16 protein-coding genes are annotated in these 15,214 nt (G+C 59.5%); 6 read left to right on the top strand and 10 right to left on the bottom strand.

Going from position 1 to position 15,214, the window contains the following annotated elements; all coding sequences use genetic code 11:
• Positions 1 to 46: 46 nt before the first annotated feature.
• Positions 47 to 349, bottom strand: coding sequence for an ArsR/SmtB family transcription factor (locus tag J2S31_RS03720; RefSeq protein ID WP_237097720.1), 303 nt, complete (start codon positions 347 to 349; stop codon positions 47 to 49).
• Between the two features lie 68 nt (positions 350 to 417).
• Between J2S31_RS03720 and J2S31_RS03715 the strand changes: the two genes are divergently transcribed.
• The 5 genes from J2S31_RS03715 (at position 418) to J2S31_RS03695 (ending at position 4,409) form a co-directional block, all read left to right on the top strand.
• Entirely contained in the window at positions 418 to 984 is a 567-nt protein-coding gene (locus J2S31_RS03715; protein WP_237097719.1) for a sigma-70 family RNA polymerase sigma factor, read from the top strand.
• Between the two features lie 43 nt (positions 985 to 1,027).
• Positions 1,028 to 1,309, top strand: a complete 282-nt coding sequence (locus J2S31_RS03710; RefSeq protein WP_237097718.1) for a hypothetical protein — start codon at positions 1,028 to 1,030, stop codon at positions 1,307 to 1,309.
• Positions 1,310 to 1,353: 44 nt separating this feature from the next.
• Positions 1,354 to 2,328: a methyltransferase domain-containing protein gene (locus J2S31_RS03705; RefSeq protein ID WP_237097717.1), complete on the top strand. Its 975-nt coding sequence runs from the start codon at positions 1,354 to 1,356 to the stop codon at positions 2,326 to 2,328.
• Positions 2,329 to 2,412: 84 nt separating this feature from the next.
• Positions 2,413 to 3,336: a hypothetical protein gene (locus tag J2S31_RS03700; protein ID WP_237097716.1), complete on the top strand. Its 924-nt coding sequence runs from the start codon at positions 2,413 to 2,415 to the stop codon at positions 3,334 to 3,336.
• Between the two features lie 23 nt (positions 3,337 to 3,359).
• Positions 3,360 to 4,409, top strand: a complete 1,050-nt coding sequence (locus J2S31_RS03695) for a molybdopterin-dependent oxidoreductase (RefSeq protein WP_237097715.1) — start codon at positions 3,360 to 3,362, stop codon at positions 4,407 to 4,409.
• Between the two features lie 36 nt (positions 4,410 to 4,445).
• Here the strand turns inward: J2S31_RS03695 and pgl are convergent, their stop codons facing one another.
• The 3 genes from pgl to gnd form a co-directional block, all read right to left on the bottom strand.
• The gene (gene pgl, locus J2S31_RS03690) at positions 4,446 to 5,186 is read right to left on the bottom strand and encodes a 6-phosphogluconolactonase (protein WP_237097714.1); all 741 of its coding nucleotides are present in this window, start codon (positions 5,184 to 5,186) and stop codon (positions 4,446 to 4,448) included.
• Positions 5,187 to 5,192: 6 nt separating this feature from the next.
• A complete protein-coding gene (zwf, locus tag J2S31_RS03685; RefSeq protein WP_237097713.1) occupies positions 5,193 to 6,725 on the bottom strand; it encodes a glucose-6-phosphate dehydrogenase in 1,533 nt (510 codons plus the stop codon).
• Positions 6,726 to 6,824: 99 nt separating this feature from the next.
• On the bottom strand, positions 6,825 to 7,721 hold the full coding sequence (gnd, locus tag J2S31_RS03680) for a phosphogluconate dehydrogenase (NAD(+)-dependent, decarboxylating) (RefSeq protein WP_237097712.1): 897 nt from the start codon (positions 7,719 to 7,721) through the stop codon (positions 6,825 to 6,827).
• Positions 7,722 to 7,933: 212 nt separating this feature from the next.
• On the opposite strand from gnd, the gene J2S31_RS03675 reads away from it, so the two are divergent.
• A complete protein-coding gene (locus tag J2S31_RS03675) occupies positions 7,934 to 8,863 on the top strand; it encodes a hypothetical protein (RefSeq protein ID WP_237097711.1) in 930 nt (309 codons plus the stop codon).
• A 34-nt stretch (positions 8,864 to 8,897) separates the two neighbouring features.
• Here J2S31_RS03675 and J2S31_RS03670 read toward each other — a convergent pair whose 3' ends face one another.
• The 6 genes from J2S31_RS03670 to pstC all read right to left on the bottom strand — a co-directional run bounded on the left by J2S31_RS03670 (position 8,898) and on the right by pstC (position 15,199).
• On the bottom strand, positions 8,898 to 9,614 hold the full coding sequence (locus J2S31_RS03670; RefSeq protein WP_237097710.1) for a TVP38/TMEM64 family protein: 717 nt from the start codon (positions 9,612 to 9,614) through the stop codon (positions 8,898 to 8,900).
• Positions 9,615 to 9,772: 158 nt separating this feature from the next.
• Positions 9,773 to 10,987, bottom strand: coding sequence for a hypothetical protein (locus tag J2S31_RS03665; RefSeq protein WP_237097709.1), 1,215 nt, complete (start codon positions 10,985 to 10,987; stop codon positions 9,773 to 9,775).
• A gap of 81 nt (positions 10,988 to 11,068) precedes the next feature.
• On the bottom strand, positions 11,069 to 12,643 hold the full coding sequence (locus J2S31_RS03660) for a tetratricopeptide repeat protein (RefSeq protein ID WP_237097708.1): 1,575 nt from the start codon (positions 12,641 to 12,643) through the stop codon (positions 11,069 to 11,071).
• 122 nt (positions 12,644 to 12,765) lie between these two features.
• A complete protein-coding gene (locus J2S31_RS03655) occupies positions 12,766 to 13,470 on the bottom strand; it encodes a phosphate ABC transporter ATP-binding protein (protein WP_237097707.1) in 705 nt (234 codons plus the stop codon).
• The gene (gene pstA, locus J2S31_RS03650; RefSeq protein WP_237097706.1) at positions 13,467 to 14,315 is read right to left on the bottom strand and encodes a phosphate ABC transporter permease PstA; all 849 of its coding nucleotides are present in this window, start codon (positions 14,313 to 14,315) and stop codon (positions 13,467 to 13,469) included. The genes J2S31_RS03655 and pstA overlap by 4 nt, the downstream gene beginning before the upstream one ends.
• Positions 14,312 to 15,199, bottom strand: a complete 888-nt coding sequence (pstC, locus tag J2S31_RS03645; RefSeq protein ID WP_237097705.1) for a phosphate ABC transporter permease subunit PstC — start codon at positions 15,197 to 15,199, stop codon at positions 14,312 to 14,314. The genes pstA and pstC overlap by 4 nt, the downstream gene beginning before the upstream one ends.
• Between the last annotated feature and the right edge of the window lie 15 nt (positions 15,200 to 15,214).

Genomic DNA, 15,214 nt, shown 5'->3' with positions numbered 1-15,214 from the left:
ACGGGTATAATGCCCATTCTGGATTGGAAAGAGCGGGAAAAGCCATTCAAAAGGTGATCGAACAGCATCCCAGATCCAGGCTCGGTTCCTTTTTATTCAACATGGACCGGATTTCGGGATCGATGAAATTGATGATGCGGTTGCCTTCACGGCGCGTGCTCACCAGCCCGCATCCGCGCAGGATGGCCAGGTGATGCGATACCTGCGGTTGCGCCATGTTGAGCGACTGCACCACTTGCGACACACTGCATTCTCCCTGCAATAAAAGCTGGACGATTTTAAGGCGGGATTCGTCGCCCAGGGACTTCAAGATGCGTGCACATTCGGCGGTGTCCGGTGTCTTGTCCATACCCGGAAGTATAGGGAATCCAGCGGATCGAAGTCAACTTGCACCACAAACGGCAACCCTGAGGTGGCGTGGATAGCAAACCGAATATAGACAGCGAACAATGGGTCGACAAGTACGGGGATACCATGTACCGGTTTACCCTGGTCCGGGTAAAAGACCCGATGATCGCGCACGATATCATCCAGACCACCCTGCTCGCCGCCCTGCAGGCGCAACACACCTTCGCCGGAAAATCCTCGGAAAAAAGCTGGCTGTTCGGCATCCTGAAGCACAAGATCATGGACCACTTCCGCAGTCAGAAAAGTCAGCGGACCTATGAATTGACGCCGGACGACGATGCCGATCCCTACGAAAATGCTTATAATGAGAGCGGCCACTGGGTTTCGCCGCCGCGCAACTGGGAGATCAATCCAGAGAAGGCGGTGGAGAACACACAGCTTATGGAAGCGCTCAACCAGTGCATGGACGGGTTGTCCGGCAAGTTTCGCGACATCTTTGTGATGAAAGAAATTGAGGGAATGTCGTCAGAAGATATCTGCAAGGAAATGGGAATCAAACCGACTAACCTGTGGGTTATTCTGCACCGGGCCCGGAACCAACTGAAAAAGTGCCTGGAAACCCACTATTGGAGGTAGGAATCTGAGCTGGATTCCTGTCTGCTATATGGAATGCAATTGAATGGACACCTTGACGCGACTCATAATAATGCGGTGTGAAGACACCTCTCCGCTCATCTCGGAGATGATGGACCACACTTTGCCTCTCTCCAAACGACTGCGTTTGGGCATACATCTGGCCATTTGCAAGATGTGCCGCGCCTACCAGCGCCAGTTGGAGACCGTGCGCACGCTGGCACGGAATCTGGGTCGGGAGGACACGCCGCTCGGCCCGGAAGTGAAGATGTCCGAGGACTGCCGCGAAAGCCTCAAGGCGGCTCTGAAAAAACACCAGGGTTTGTGATCGAGGCGGAAGCCACTCCGCCCGGCTTGGAAAGGATGATTTGAATGAACGAACGGCGATCGGAAATGGATATGGAAGCGACGGTTTCCCGCGACGACGTGCGGGAGTATTACTCCAAGGCCGCGGCGGCCACGCAGGAAAACCTGTGTTGCCCCGTCAAGTACGAACCCGGCGACCTCTCCCACATTCCGGAAGAAGTGCTGGGTATTTCCTATGGTTGCGGCAGTCCGGTGGGCCGCGCCGATATCCAGCCCGGTGAAACGATGGTGGACCTGGGTTGCGGCGGCGGCATCGACTGCTTCATCGCCGCGCGGGGCGTCGGCAAAACGGGCCGCGTCATCGGCGTGGACATGACCGAAGCAATGCTGAACGTCGCCCGCAACAACGCCGGCCGCGTGGCGGAGAACCTGGGCTACAACAACCTGGAGTTCCACCACGGCTTTCTGGAATCGATCCCGGTGGAGGATAACTGCGCCGACGTGGTCACCTCCAACTGCGTGGTCAACCTGTCTCCCAGCAAACGTGACGTGTTTCAGGAAATCCGCCGCATCCTGAAACCCGGCGGACGCTTCGTCATCGCCGACATCATCTCCGACCAACCCGTCCCCACCGCCATGCGCGAGAACCGCGAGCTGTGGGGCGAGTGCGTCTCCGGCGCGCTCACACTCGACGAATTCCTCGACTATTCCCGGCAGGCCGGGTTCTACGGTTTTCAGGTCATCAAAGACTACCTGTGGAAAGAGGTCGAGGGCATCAAGTTCTATTCGTACCTGCTCACCGCCTACAAACCGCTGGACGTCGAAGAATCCTGTTGCAGTGGCAACGTGCTCGCCGTTTACGCCGGGCCGTTCAACGAAGTCACCTGCGAGGGGATCACGTTTCCGGTCGGAAAGGTCGTGGAGATCAAGGAAGAGTTGGGCGAGATTTTGAGCCACGGTCCGTACCGCGGCCTGTTCAACATCACCGACCCGGAAACCGAACAGGTGGAAGACAGCGGCGACGACTCCTGTTGCGGTTGATCGAGCCCGATTGCCTCCCTCCCGCAGGGACGCCTTCGGCTCCATTCAAAAGAGGCGGCAGGGGTTTTTCTCCAAGGAGGGATTATGCGGTATCCATTCCGGTTTGCCCCGTTTGGTGTCCGGGCGTTGGCAACGATTCTGTTTTTCTTGACCTCCTTCGTGGTTTCCGCGCAGGCGGGAAGCTGGAAGACCTTCAAGCATCCTGCCGGGATTCAATTCGACTATCCCGGTGACTGGCTCCTGAAGGAAGACGAGTCCGGCATCTACGTCATCCCGCAACCGGTGCAGTTCAACCCGCAAGGCATCCCGGAAGAATTCCTGCTGTTCCAGAGCGTCGCCGCCGAAGGCATCACCGATCCCAAAGACCCGCGCGTGGCTGAATTCTTCGACCAGATCTGGACCGCCAACTTCCCCGGCATGAAACGCACCGGCCAGCCGAACGCGTTCACCACCAAGCTCGGCGCGGCGACGGTGATGACCTTCCAGGGCAAACTGCCGGCGGGCGTGACACACAAGCACGTGGTGTTCCTCACCATCCATCAGGACCAGGGCATCTACATGATTCATCTCGCGCCGCAAGACAGCAAACGCGGTCTCGAAAATACGGCGCGCAAGGTGTTCGCCAGCCTCGCGGCCACGCCGCCGTCCATCGACTCCGCCCTGCTCCGCAGTTGGTCGAGAAGCACGACGGAAGGCAGTGTGGGTCTTGGTGCCTCGGTGTTTTCCAACTCCACCGTCACGTGGACGTTCAAACCGGACGGCACCGTGTTGTATTCGTCACAGACCCGCGTGGATGGCAACACCGCAGGGCTCGGCGTGAACGCGCATTCGGAAGGCGGTCCGAATGTTTCGACCGGACGCTACTCCGCCGCCAACGGCCAGTTGTTCATTTACTGGGAAGGCGGGGCTACGGAACGCTACACGTACAAAGTGTTCCTCGATCACGAAGGCACGCCTTCGCTTAAACTCGTGCTCTTCGGCGAGAAGAAGGCGAAGTATTACCAGTAACCCGCCGGAATGATTTTCGCGTCATGACCCGCAGTGCTTTTATACGATTCATGCTCGCGTCGCTGGCGCTGTGTCTGCTCGCGCCTTTGCGCGCGCTGGCGCGTCCGTGGCGGACGACGCACAAAAGCGCCCGGCGCGGATCGGTCCTGCACGTCTCCGACATGACGCCGGACATCGCCCGCCCCACCGGCAAACTCTCCCCCATCACGCCCGTCAAACGGTTTTACGTGGAAGACATCTCCGGCCCGCCGGATGCGCTTCCCCGCAACGCGTCTTCGTGGACCCTGCGCCTTGCAGGCGACATCACCAGACCGCAATCCCTGCGCTACGATGACATTATCCAACGGCCGTCGGTCACGCGCATCATCACCCTCAACTGCATCGGCAATCCCATCGGCGGCTATGCCATCGGCAATGCGGAGTGGACGGGCTTGCCGCTCGCCCGGTTGATCGAAGACATGGACCCGGACTTTCTCGCCGACACGATGGTGCTGAAAGGCGCGGACGGCTACCACGACAGCCTGCCCCTCAGCGCCGCCAAACACCCCGGCGCGCTTCTGGTGCACGGCATGAACGGCCAACCGCTGACGCGCGACCACGGTTTTCCCCTGCGCGTGCTGGTGCCGGGCTATTACGGCATCAAGCAGGTGAAGTGGTTGCAGGAAATCCGCATCCAGAACGGACCGCACACGGGATACTGGCAAAAACTCAATTGGACGCAAAGCGGGAAAGTAAAAATCTTCAGCCGTATCGATCACCCGCAACAGGGGCAGTGGCTGGAGTCGCGACGCACCACCCTGCGCGGCGTGGCGTTTGCAGGGGACCGGGGCATCCAGTATGTGCAGGTGTCGCTGGACGGAGAAAAAAACTGGTCGCTGGCGAAGCTCGAAAAACCGTTGTCGCCGTACTCCTGGGTGTTCTGGTCGTATCCCGTCACCTTTCCGCGTGCGGGACGTTACCGCATCGCCGTGCGTGCGGCGGATCAGTTCAGCGGCATACAGCGCGACGACCACCGCAACCCGTTTCCCGCCGGCGTCTCCGGCATTCACCGCGTCGATGTCAACGTGATGTGAGTTGCTTCGGCGAGGCCCGTCGAAAACCGCAACTCATCATTCAGGCCGTGACGCCGCCGCTTTATCCACCCACCACTCGATGCGCTCCGCTTCCACACGCGAGGCGGGGTAACGTTGCTTTCGATCCGGGGCCCGGCGCACCGCCACCAGCCGTTCCGCCTTTCCCGCGCCTGTGACCAGAAACGACACGCAAAGAGCGGCATTCAATACGGGAAATGTCAGCGTGATGCGCGCCTGGCCGTTCTTCGGTTGACGCGCCACCGCGCACAGGTCGCGGCATTCCAGAACGTCCGTCTGCCCGGGAAAAAGCGAGGCCGTGTGCCCGTCCGCCCCCATGCCTAGCAGAATCCAGTCGAAACGCGGCACCGCATCCGCAGAAACGTCGAACACACGCCGAAGTTCTTCTGCATAGCGCACCGCTTCCTTGTGTGGGTCATCCTCGCCGCGGATGCGGTGGATGTTTGCGGAAGGGATCGGGATGCGGTCCAACAACGCATCCTTGGCCATGCGGTAGTTGCTTTCGGCGTGATCCGGCGGCACGCACCGCTCATCACCCCAGAACAGATGCACGCGCGACCAGTCGATGGCCTTCGCGTTTTCCGTCTGCGCAACCACCTCCATAAGGCGTCGCGGAGTCGAACCGCCGGGAAGCGCAATGCGAAACGGCAGACCGTTGGACGCCGCCACCCCGGCGCGGCGCACCCATTCCTTCGCCAACGCACGCGCGGTGCTCTCCGCATCCTCGCGCACGAACCAGTGAGCTTGCGAATCCGTCATGGGCGGTTACAACTCGCAGAACAGGCCGTCTTCGACCAGGTTCCTGCAGGGGCAATGCCAGTCCATACCCGCCTGGGAGAACAGCGCGCTGGCCTGACGCGGACCCCAGGTGCCGGCGGGATAACCGTAGATGGCTTCGCCGGGCTTGGCGGCCCAGTGTTTGAGGATGGGATCGACGAACCGCCAACAGGACTCCACCGCATCGCCGCGCGCGAACAGGGTGGGATCGCCCTGGATGCAGTCCAACAGCAAGCGTTCGTAGGCATCGGCCAGGCTGGTGTCGCCCAGTTCCGAGTAATGAAAGTCCATGTTGACCTTCTCGACGTGAAAGCCCGCGCCGGGGCGTTTCATGCCGAAGTTGAGCAGAATGCCCTCGTCCGGCTGAATGCGGATGATGAGCTGGTTGGGCACGGAGACGTGTTCGCCCTTGTGCCGAAACAGGATGTGCGGCGTGCTTTTGAAATGGATCACCACCTCCGTCACGCGCGTCGGCAGGCGCTTGCCGGTGCGGATGAAAAAAGGCACGCCGCCCCAGCGCCAGTTCTCGATGAATACTTTCATCGCAACGAACGTCTCCGTTCGCGAAAAAGGAGGGACGTGTTCCTCCTCGCGGTAACCGGGAATGATCTGCCCGTTGATCTGCGATTTCGTGTACTGGCCGCGCACGACCAGGTCTTCCACCTTGTCTTCGGTGATCGGCTTCAGTGACTGAAACACCTTCACCGTTTCGTTGCGCACGGCAAACGAATCGAATGAAGGCGGCGGCTCCATGGCGATGATACCGAGGATCTGGAGCAGATGGTTCTGCACCATGTCGCGGAGCGCCCCGGAGGCGTCGTAATACCGGCCGCGCGTGCCCACGCCCACGGTTTCCGCGGCGGTGATCTCCACGTGATCGACGAAGTTGCGGTTCCACAACGGTTCGAAGATGCCGTTGGAAAACCGGAACACGAGAAGGTTCTGCACGGTTTCCTTGCCGAGGTAGTGATCGATGCGGTAAATCTGCGGTTCGCGGAACACCTTGAGCAGTTTCTTGTTGAGCATCTGCCCGGAAGCGAGATCGTAGCCGAAAGGTTTTTCGACAATGATGCGTTTGTAGGCCTGGTCGTGTTTCTTTTCCTTTTGCAGGCCCGCCACGCCCAGATTTTCGACGATGACTTCATACATCGACGGTGCGATGGACAGGTAGTAGATGAAATTGCCTTCGGTGCCAAGACTCTCGTCGAGCTTCTTCAGACGCTTGACCAGCTTGCTGTAGTCGCTGGCTTCCCCGGGATCGATGGAAAGATAATGAAGGGCTTTGGCGAATCTGCGGAAATCGTCGGGGTCCGGCTTTTCGTCCGCGTCCTCCACGCCTTCGGCGAGGGATTTGCGGAAGGAGGCATCGGTCATTTTGGTGCGGCTGACGCCGAGCACGGCGAACTTTTCCGGAAGCATATCCTTCTGATACAGATTGAACAACGCCGGAACGAGTTTGCGCCGGGTCAGGTCGCCGGACGCGCCGAAGATGACGAGGATGCAGTTATCGAGTTTGACCATACCCTTGTCCGCCTGGAAACGTGATTGGAATTTTCCGGAAAAGCTGGATTGTCTCCCATTATAAAACGGGAATCCCTCCCGGAAACCATCTCATTGCGATTATTTGCCTTTCACCGCGTGCCCGCCGAACTGGTTGCGAAGCGCCGCAAGCAGTTTCATGGCGAACGAATTCTGCTGGCGCGACTGAAACCGCGCGAACAGGCTTTGCGTGATGACCGGAGCGGGGGTGTCGAAATCGATCGCCGCCTGTACCGCCCAGCGCCCTTCGCCGCTGTCCTCGACATACGGTTCCAGCTTCGACAGGTTCGGGTCGTCCTTTAACGCCAATGCCGCCAGCTCCAGCAACCACGACCGCACCACGCTTCCTCTCTGCCACACTTCACTCACCGCATGGAGGTCGATGTCGAACGGCGAGTTGTTCATGAGCTCGAATCCTTCGGCGTACGCCTGCATCATGCCGTATTCGATGCCGTTGTGCACCATCTTGACGAAATGCCCGGAACCGCTCGCGCCCACGTGCAGGTAGCCGTTCTCCGGCGCCAGGGCTTCGAAGACGGGTTCCACATACCGGCAGGGTTCGTCGTGTCCGCCGTACATCAGACAGTAGCCTTCTTTCAATCCCCACACCCCGCCGCTGGTGCCGCAGTCGATATAATGCAGGCCGCGGTCGTGCACTTTCTCAGCCACCTTGCCCGTATCCCGCCAGTTGGAGTTGCCGCCATCGATGATGATGTCGTTCGGGCCCAGCAATCCCAGCAGTGCCTCCACCGTCTCCCACACCGGCACCCCGGCGGGCACCATGATCCACACCACCTTTCTCTCCGGAAGCTGTTTCACCAGTGTGCTGAGCGTATCGGCGGACTGCGCGCCCTGCCGCACCGCAACCGCCATTCTCTCTTCGGAACGGTCGTGCGCCACCACCTCGTGCCCCTCGGAAATCAGGCGCTGGACCATGCTGGCGCCCATCTTTCCCAACCCCACAAATCCGATCCTCATAATCCCTCCTTTTGGTCGATCCAGGTTCCGTCCCTGAATGCCCTTATTATATACCCTGCACGGTCTGCGCCGGAAAAGCAGGCTTTGAATTTTCCCTGAAAACAGAATACAATCTCGGAACCCGAATCCGTACAGATAGCACGACTTCGCATTCCACGTTCCAGTGCATTCGATTGCCAAGTCCAAGTTCAACCGTAAGCCGACAGGTATTGATGGAACTGATCCCCACATCCGGGCCGGTATTCACCGAAGACCAGCACACCAATCTCTATCATTTGAATGAACTGTATGGCAACGTCGCCCAAACGGTTTCGGCGGTCATGAAAAGCCGTTACGGGATGGACCTCCCCATCACTTCCGGAATCTGGGGCGGCACCTATTTCATCGCCAGGCCCGACGGCAAATCCAAGCGGCGCATCTGGCGTTACTACTGCATCGTCAACCTGCCATCCGGCGGCCCGCTGGAAGTGCACGAGAATCTGGAAAAACTGGTCAGCGTGTACTCCTCCACACTGAGGCAGGCATTCCAGCCGGAGGGACTCGACCTCAAACTCAAGATGTGGGGCGGCCGCCTGCCCTACACCAACAAGCTCAAGCCCAACATCACCATGCACATGGAGGACGCCACCGAAACCGTGCGCTGGGTGCGGCCCATCTTCGTGTGGAACACGGCGACATGGGAGCAGTCGATCATCTACGACACACTCCGCCTGGTGAAGGAACTCAAACAGAACCTGCACCGCGACCGCAAGCCGCCGCTCAAGGATCCGCAACAGATCAAGTACCTTTTGCAGGACATCATCATTCTGTACAAAACACTGGAGCAGGCGCACGATCCCGATTTCATCGAGCACGCCGAAGGAATCATTAAAGACATGACGCAGGCGTTCCTTCAAGGCTTGTCCGAGCCGGATGACATTCTGAACTGGTACCACAAAGTGCACCAGTATCTCCTGATCTACGGATACGAGCAGACGCTGGAGATGCATTACCAGCCGTACCGGCTGGACGTGCGCGCCCTGGAGCACTGGCCGGTGGACAAGATCAACTTCGTGCCGGACGAATTGCAGGCCAAGCTCATCCCGCCCATTAAGGATATTTTCGCCGCCTTCCGCCAAAACCTGAACAACCATGCGGCTTGAGGCCGTAGTCCATCGGAAAACTCCGGCACCGATATCACGCGTCGTTCGCGTTTTCGGCTTCCTTCACATCCGGCGGCAGATTCTTTTTACCTTTGAATTGTTTGTATAGTGTTGGGATGAGGGCGAACAGACCGAGCAGGGCGAACGATCCCAGCACCTGCGGCGAGGCGATGTCGCCCAGCTTATCGATGGAGGCGAGGTTCGCCCCGGCATTGGCGTACACGAACGAACCCGGCATGATGCCGAACATGGTGCCGAAGAAGTACGTGCCGAGCCGCACACGGGTGAGGCCGGAGACGAGATTGATGAGGAAGAACGGAAACAGGGGAACCAGCCGCAGGAATAAAATGTACCCCAGCGCGTTGTTGGAAAAACCATCGTTGAACGTTTTGATGCGATCGCCGAACTTCTTTTCCACCCAGTCCTGAAGCAGAAACCGCGCCGCCAGGAACGCCAGCGTCGCCCCGACCGTCGCGCCGACGTTGACGATGAGCGTCCCCGTCCACGCACCGAAAATGGCGCCCGCAGTGAGGGTGAGGATGGTCGCACCGGGCAGGCTGAGCGCCACAGTCACGATGTACACGGCGATGAAACCGAAGATCATCGATCCCGTGTTGGCCTCATAAAGCGCGTACAACTGCTCCCGGTGCGTTTTCAAACTTTCCAGAGACAGAAACCGCCCGAGATCGAAAACATAAAATGCGGCGATGGCCAGCGCGAACACCACCAGCACCGCGATCTTTTTTTTCATGATAGCCGTTCAGTCACTTCGACAGGGTTCAACAGGTTGAGACCGATCCAGTATAACAGACGCTGGAAAAGTGGATCTGCCGCACGATTGGTCGCAAGGACGGAGCTTCCCTTACAAATGGGTGAACAAGAAAGAGGAGAGGCCGGCGGCAGACGCACTCAGCAGCCGTGTTCTGCCGACATGCGTTTCAAACGGTTGTAGAACACGTCCTGAATTTCCCGGCGGATTTTGGCGGACTGGTATTCCACCATACTGCCGCCTTCCTCAATGAACCGGATCTGCGCCGTGACGCCCGCGCACAAAGGGTTGGGTTTCCGGGCGAGGTTCACGGTCCGCTCCAGCAGCATGAGGTCGCAGAATTCAACACCCGCCTGCACCGTGGCCAGGTATTTGGGATTGACCTTCAAGCCGCGCTGATCGATGAGATACCGGCTGACCTCAAGGGCTTTGGAGAAATGCTCCTTCGCCGCGCGGTAATCCCCGTCCAGCACCGCCTGGATGGCGCGCATCATTTCAAATCCCTTGTTGCCGGGAAAGTCTTTTACCGGTACGTCAACGAAGTAACGTGTTTCATATTCCTGCATCAGCGCCAGCGCGCGGCGGCGTGCGGTTTTGGGCGACAACAAATCGCTGTCGGCGAGGCCTTCATTAGCGGGGTTGATCTGCTCGGAGATGTAAAACCAGATGAGTGTCTTGAGCGCCAGCGGCCGGGACAGAATTTTCGTTTCCAGCGCACGCTCGATGTGCTTGAGTCCGGTCAGCCGCAGGTCGCGTCCGCCCTGCAGGATGAAGTTGCCGAATCCGCCCAGCCGCGTGTTGCCATAACGATACACCCCCAGCCCCACATGTGCGTCGGCGTGTTGCGGATCGAGACTGAGCGCATCTTCAAGGTGATTGTCGGCGCGCAGCCCATCGATCAGCGCCGAAAGAATGTGCCCTTCCCCGTATTCGAGAAGCGCCGCATACCCTTCCGCCACACCGAGAAAGAAAAACGCATCAGCGCGATCCGACTGCTTCAGCTTTTCACGATCCAACAGTTGGTTGGCGATCTCGATGGTCTTTTGCGAATTGGACTGAAACGCCTTGCGGATGGACTCGACCTGGTAATCCTCGGTGAACGACAGCGTGTGCGTAAGTTCGGCATACAACGCGGCGGAATAAAAATACAGCTTCATCAACTCGAGGTGGTTGGGAATGCTTCCCGGCTGCGATTCCAGTTCGCGGATGCGGTGGGCGAAACGGTCGAACCACGGATCGTAACGGTAATACAGGGTGTCGATCACCGCCTGCTCCGCCATCTCGTAAGCGGACATCGACGCGGGAGCTTCTTCCGCGCCCATCGAAACCGGAGGAAACCAAAGCGCGGATGCCATCAGCACCAACATGCAGATCGTCACGGATTGTCGGAACAAAAAACGCATGGGGCACAGGAGAATATTCATTCAAGCAGGGGGTCACTCACTTGCGGCTTCCAGCAATTGGTGGATTTTAGCGACGCGTTCGTGATCTTTTAATTTGACGTACAGCCTTTCGGCTTTTTTCAGGTGTGCCACCGCCGGCTCTTCCAACCTGAATATTTCGCGGTACAAGTAACCCAGAAGGTAATGCGCATCCGGAAAATCGGGTTTGATGCGCAGGACCTCGATCAACGCATCGCGCGCCGCATCATGGTGTCCGCAGTCCATGCAAGCGAGTCCCAGAGAAAACCGAACCTGCAATGAATCCGGCGCCAGCCGCATGGCCCGTTCGAACATGTCGAGCGCCGTCTCCAACTCGCCTTCCAGCCGGTATGCCGTGCCCAGGTAATAATACACGGTGTGGTTGTCGGGATCGATCTCGCGCGCTTTCTCCAGCACATAAATCACATCGCGGTTCTCCCCCCGCCGCAGGTACGCCGCGGCCAGGGCGATGTGCGCGTGAATGAAATCGGGCTTGAGACGGATCGACTGTTTGAACGCGCCGATGGCGCTGACCAGCGTGTCCATGCCCTGCTCTTCCAGACTGCCGTAGGCGACGCCCATGTTGTAATACGCATCCAGGAACTTCGGCTCGAAGGAGATGGCCATCTTGTAGGCGTCTATGGCGCGCTGGTACAGGCCCAGCGTTTGCAGGCGAAGTCCTTCCTTCATCCATTCCTCAGCGGAGTCTTCCTCCTCTGGAGCGTCGTCACGCAACTGGTTCAACTGCTGTGCCATCGACGCGCGCAACAGGTCTCCCTTGCGCACATAGAGGCGTTCCGCTTCCTCCAGGTATTTTTTACGCCGTTCCTTGTTGCGCAGTTTCTTGACATGGAGCGCCCCCAGCTCGTAATACGCATCGGCGAACTTCGGTTGAATCCGCACCGCGTTTTTGAACGCCGTGCGCGCCGCGGCGTTCAGCCCATATTCGACGAACGCATGGCCGAGCATGTAATACGCCTGCGCCAGGCACCGCACCTTTTCGCCTTCTTCCTTTTCCGCCAGCGTGTCGGGATCGATGTACCGCCCCAGGTTGTCGGAGGCGTAAGTCAGCCAGTGATCGGCCACATTGAAATCCTGCACGCGCTGAACGCTGTCCTTCATTGCGGCAAAGGCTTTCTGATCTTTTCCCATCAACCAGCAGGCGATGGCGAGATCGTAATACACCTGTACCGCGTCGGGTTTCAGCTTCAGCGACTTGCGGTAGTAATCCGCTTCCATCTTGTGCTTGCCCATGGTCCCGCACACGTAACCCAGCATGTGATAGACAGGGTAGGCTTCCGGTTCTTTCTCCATGATGTCGGAGAACACGCCGAGCGCGCCCAGGTAGTTGCCGCGCACGCAGTGCATCACCCCATCCAGAAAATACTCCGGGTCCTGCCAGTCGTAGGGAAACAACTCCAGCACCCGTTCGGCCTTGCGCCGCACCGCCTTGTCCGTGCGGTGAAAACGCTCGACCTTCTCCAGCATGTCGGGGTACTTCTTGAGCAACTCCTCGCCCAGCGTCGAAAGCGCCTCATCTCCCGAAGAAAGCGCAAAATGCGGTTTGCGTGCGGTATGTGATTTTTTCATGACGGCCAGGCATTCCGGTCGGGTTTTCGATCACCCCGATTATAAAAGGAAGTGGAAGGCTTTAAAAGCACAACGCGGCGGGCCCCGCGGGTTTCCGTGAAAAGGAGAAGATTTGAAGGGATTTAGAGAGGCTGGCCTTTATCCGCCACCACGCCGCCGCCCTCCACGCGCAGAATGCAGTCGGCGGTGCGCCGGGCCTGTTCCACCTGATGCGTCACCCACACCACGGTGTGCTGGGATTTGAGGGACAGGATCAACTCCTCGATGGCGCGGGCCGATTTGGGATCGAGCGCCGACGTGGGTTCGTCCATCAGCAGGATGTCGGGATCCACCGCCAGCGTGCGGGCAATGGCCAGGCGCTGTTGCTGTCCCTGCGACAACGTCGGCGCCGGGTCATCGAGGCGGTCTTTCACCTCGTTCCACAGAAACGCCTTTTTGAGCGCCTGCTCGACGCGGCCGGGAAACTCGTTTTTCTTGTCCGGGTGATGGTGACGCAACCCGAACACCACGTTGTGATAAATGCTTTTGGGAAACACGCAGGGTTTCTGAAAAATCAATCCCACACGGCGGCGCAAGGTGTACACATCCACCCCCTCGTTATAAATATCCTGTCCCATCACCGAAACGGTTCCTTCCACGCGAAAACCGGGCAACGCGTCGTTCATCCGGCAGAACGTGCGCAGGAGCGTGGACTTGCCGCTCCCCGAAGCGCCTGTCAGCGCGCACACGGAGTTACGCGGAAACGCGCCGTACACGTTGTCGAGCACCACGCGCTCTCCGTAGCGCAGCGTGACCGCCTCCAGCGACAGCACCGGTTGATCGCTCATCGCTCGGCCTCCATGCGCAGGCGCGTGCGCCAGACCAGCGCCAGCGCGATCAGCACCATCACCCCCATCAGCAGAACAAACGCCGCACCCCACGCCTGCGACACGGCATTGGGATCGAGCGCCTCCTGCGCCAGCACCAGGATATGCGTCTGCAGGGTGGTGACGGGCTCGGTGAACGAACGCGGCACGGTGACGCCGGAGAACACCGTGGCGGTGAACATGATGGCCGCCGTCTCCCCCGCCGCGCGGGCAAGGCCCAGCAAGGTCCCCGTCACCAGGCCGTACATGCTGTGCGGCAGGATCACCGAGCGGATGAGCTGCCCCGGCGTCAACCCCAGCGCCAGCCCGGCCTCGCGGTAGTGGCTGGGAATCGATTCCACCGCCTCCAGCAAACTCACGTGCAGGGTGGGCAGGATCATGATGGCGAGGATCAACGTGCCCGTCAGCCACGACACGCCCGTGTCCAGAAGAACCCCGAACACGATGTAACCCATGAGGCCGAACAGCACCGTCGGCACGGCGTTCAACGAATAAATGAGGGAACGGAAATTTTTCTTCAGGCGCGGCGAACGCACGAACTCGGTCGAAAACAACACCGATCCCAGCGCCACCGGCAGGCACGCCAGGGCCGCGCCCGTCATCAACAGCACCGTGCCCAGAATCTGGTACCGCACGCCGCCGTCGTGACCGAACCCGGACGCCGGAGCGGTGAAAAAATGCCAGTCCAGCACCGGTGCGCCGCGCATCCATACCGTCACGAGGATGAACACGAGGATCAGGCAACCGAAAAGAGCGAGGGCCCCGGAGATGCCGATAGCCAGCTTTTCAAACGCGCGCCGGTTCATACTCTCACCCTTTTAAGAAGGCGGTTGCCGATCCACGACAGCATCATGACCATGACGAACAGGATCAATCCCAGCCCGATGAGCGCGTGCCATTGCAGGCCGAATCCCAACGACTCCGCCGCTTCGCGTCCGATCTTGGACGGGATGCTCTGCCCCGGCAAAAACACGTTGAACCAGGGATTGGGGATGCGGTCGAGCCCACCGATGACCAGCATCACGGCGATGGTCTCCCCCATGGCGCGCCCCATGCCGAGAAACACCGCACCCGCAATGCCCGGAGCCGCCTGCGGCAGGACCGCGCGTTGCAGTGTCTCCCACCGCGTGAGGCCGAGGCCCAGCGCCGTGTCGCGCACTTCTCCCGGCACCGCCTGCAGGGCGTCTTCGGAAAGCGTCATCACCGTAGGCAGGATCATCACCGCCAGCAGGAGGCCCGCGGTGAACAGCGTGTTGCCGTCGATCAGACCGAACGCATCCCGCACCCACACGGCAACCAGCGTGACGCCCATCAGGCCATAGACGATGCCCGGCACGCCCGCCAGCAGTTCCATCACCGCCTTGACGGTGAGACGTGCGCGGGGGGCAAGGAACTCGGAGGTGAACACCGCCGCCCCCAAGGCCACCGGCAGGGTGAAAAACAAGGCGATCGCCGTCACCCATAAGGTGCCGATGACCATCGGCAGTGCGCCGTACACTTCACCCGAAAACCACTCGGTGCCGGTCAAAAACGAAACACCCCGCTGTGAAAAAACGGGAAGGCTTTCCCAAAAGAGGAAGGCGAACAGCACCGCCACCGAAACCACCGCCACCAAAGCCATCGTCCCGGTCAGCCAGAACGCCGGACCCCGGTAAGGAGAAATAACGGAGGACAGGGAGCGGGATTTCATGCAGAGAGCCTCCTG

Source organism: Nitrospina gracilis Nb-211 (genome assembly GCF_021845525.1).
Taxonomy (GTDB): domain Bacteria; phylum Nitrospinota; class Nitrospinia; order Nitrospinales; family Nitrospinaceae; genus Nitrospina; species Nitrospina gracilis_A.
Note: the sequence above shows the minus strand (reverse complement) of the source record. Positions and strands in the feature narration are given on the sequence as shown.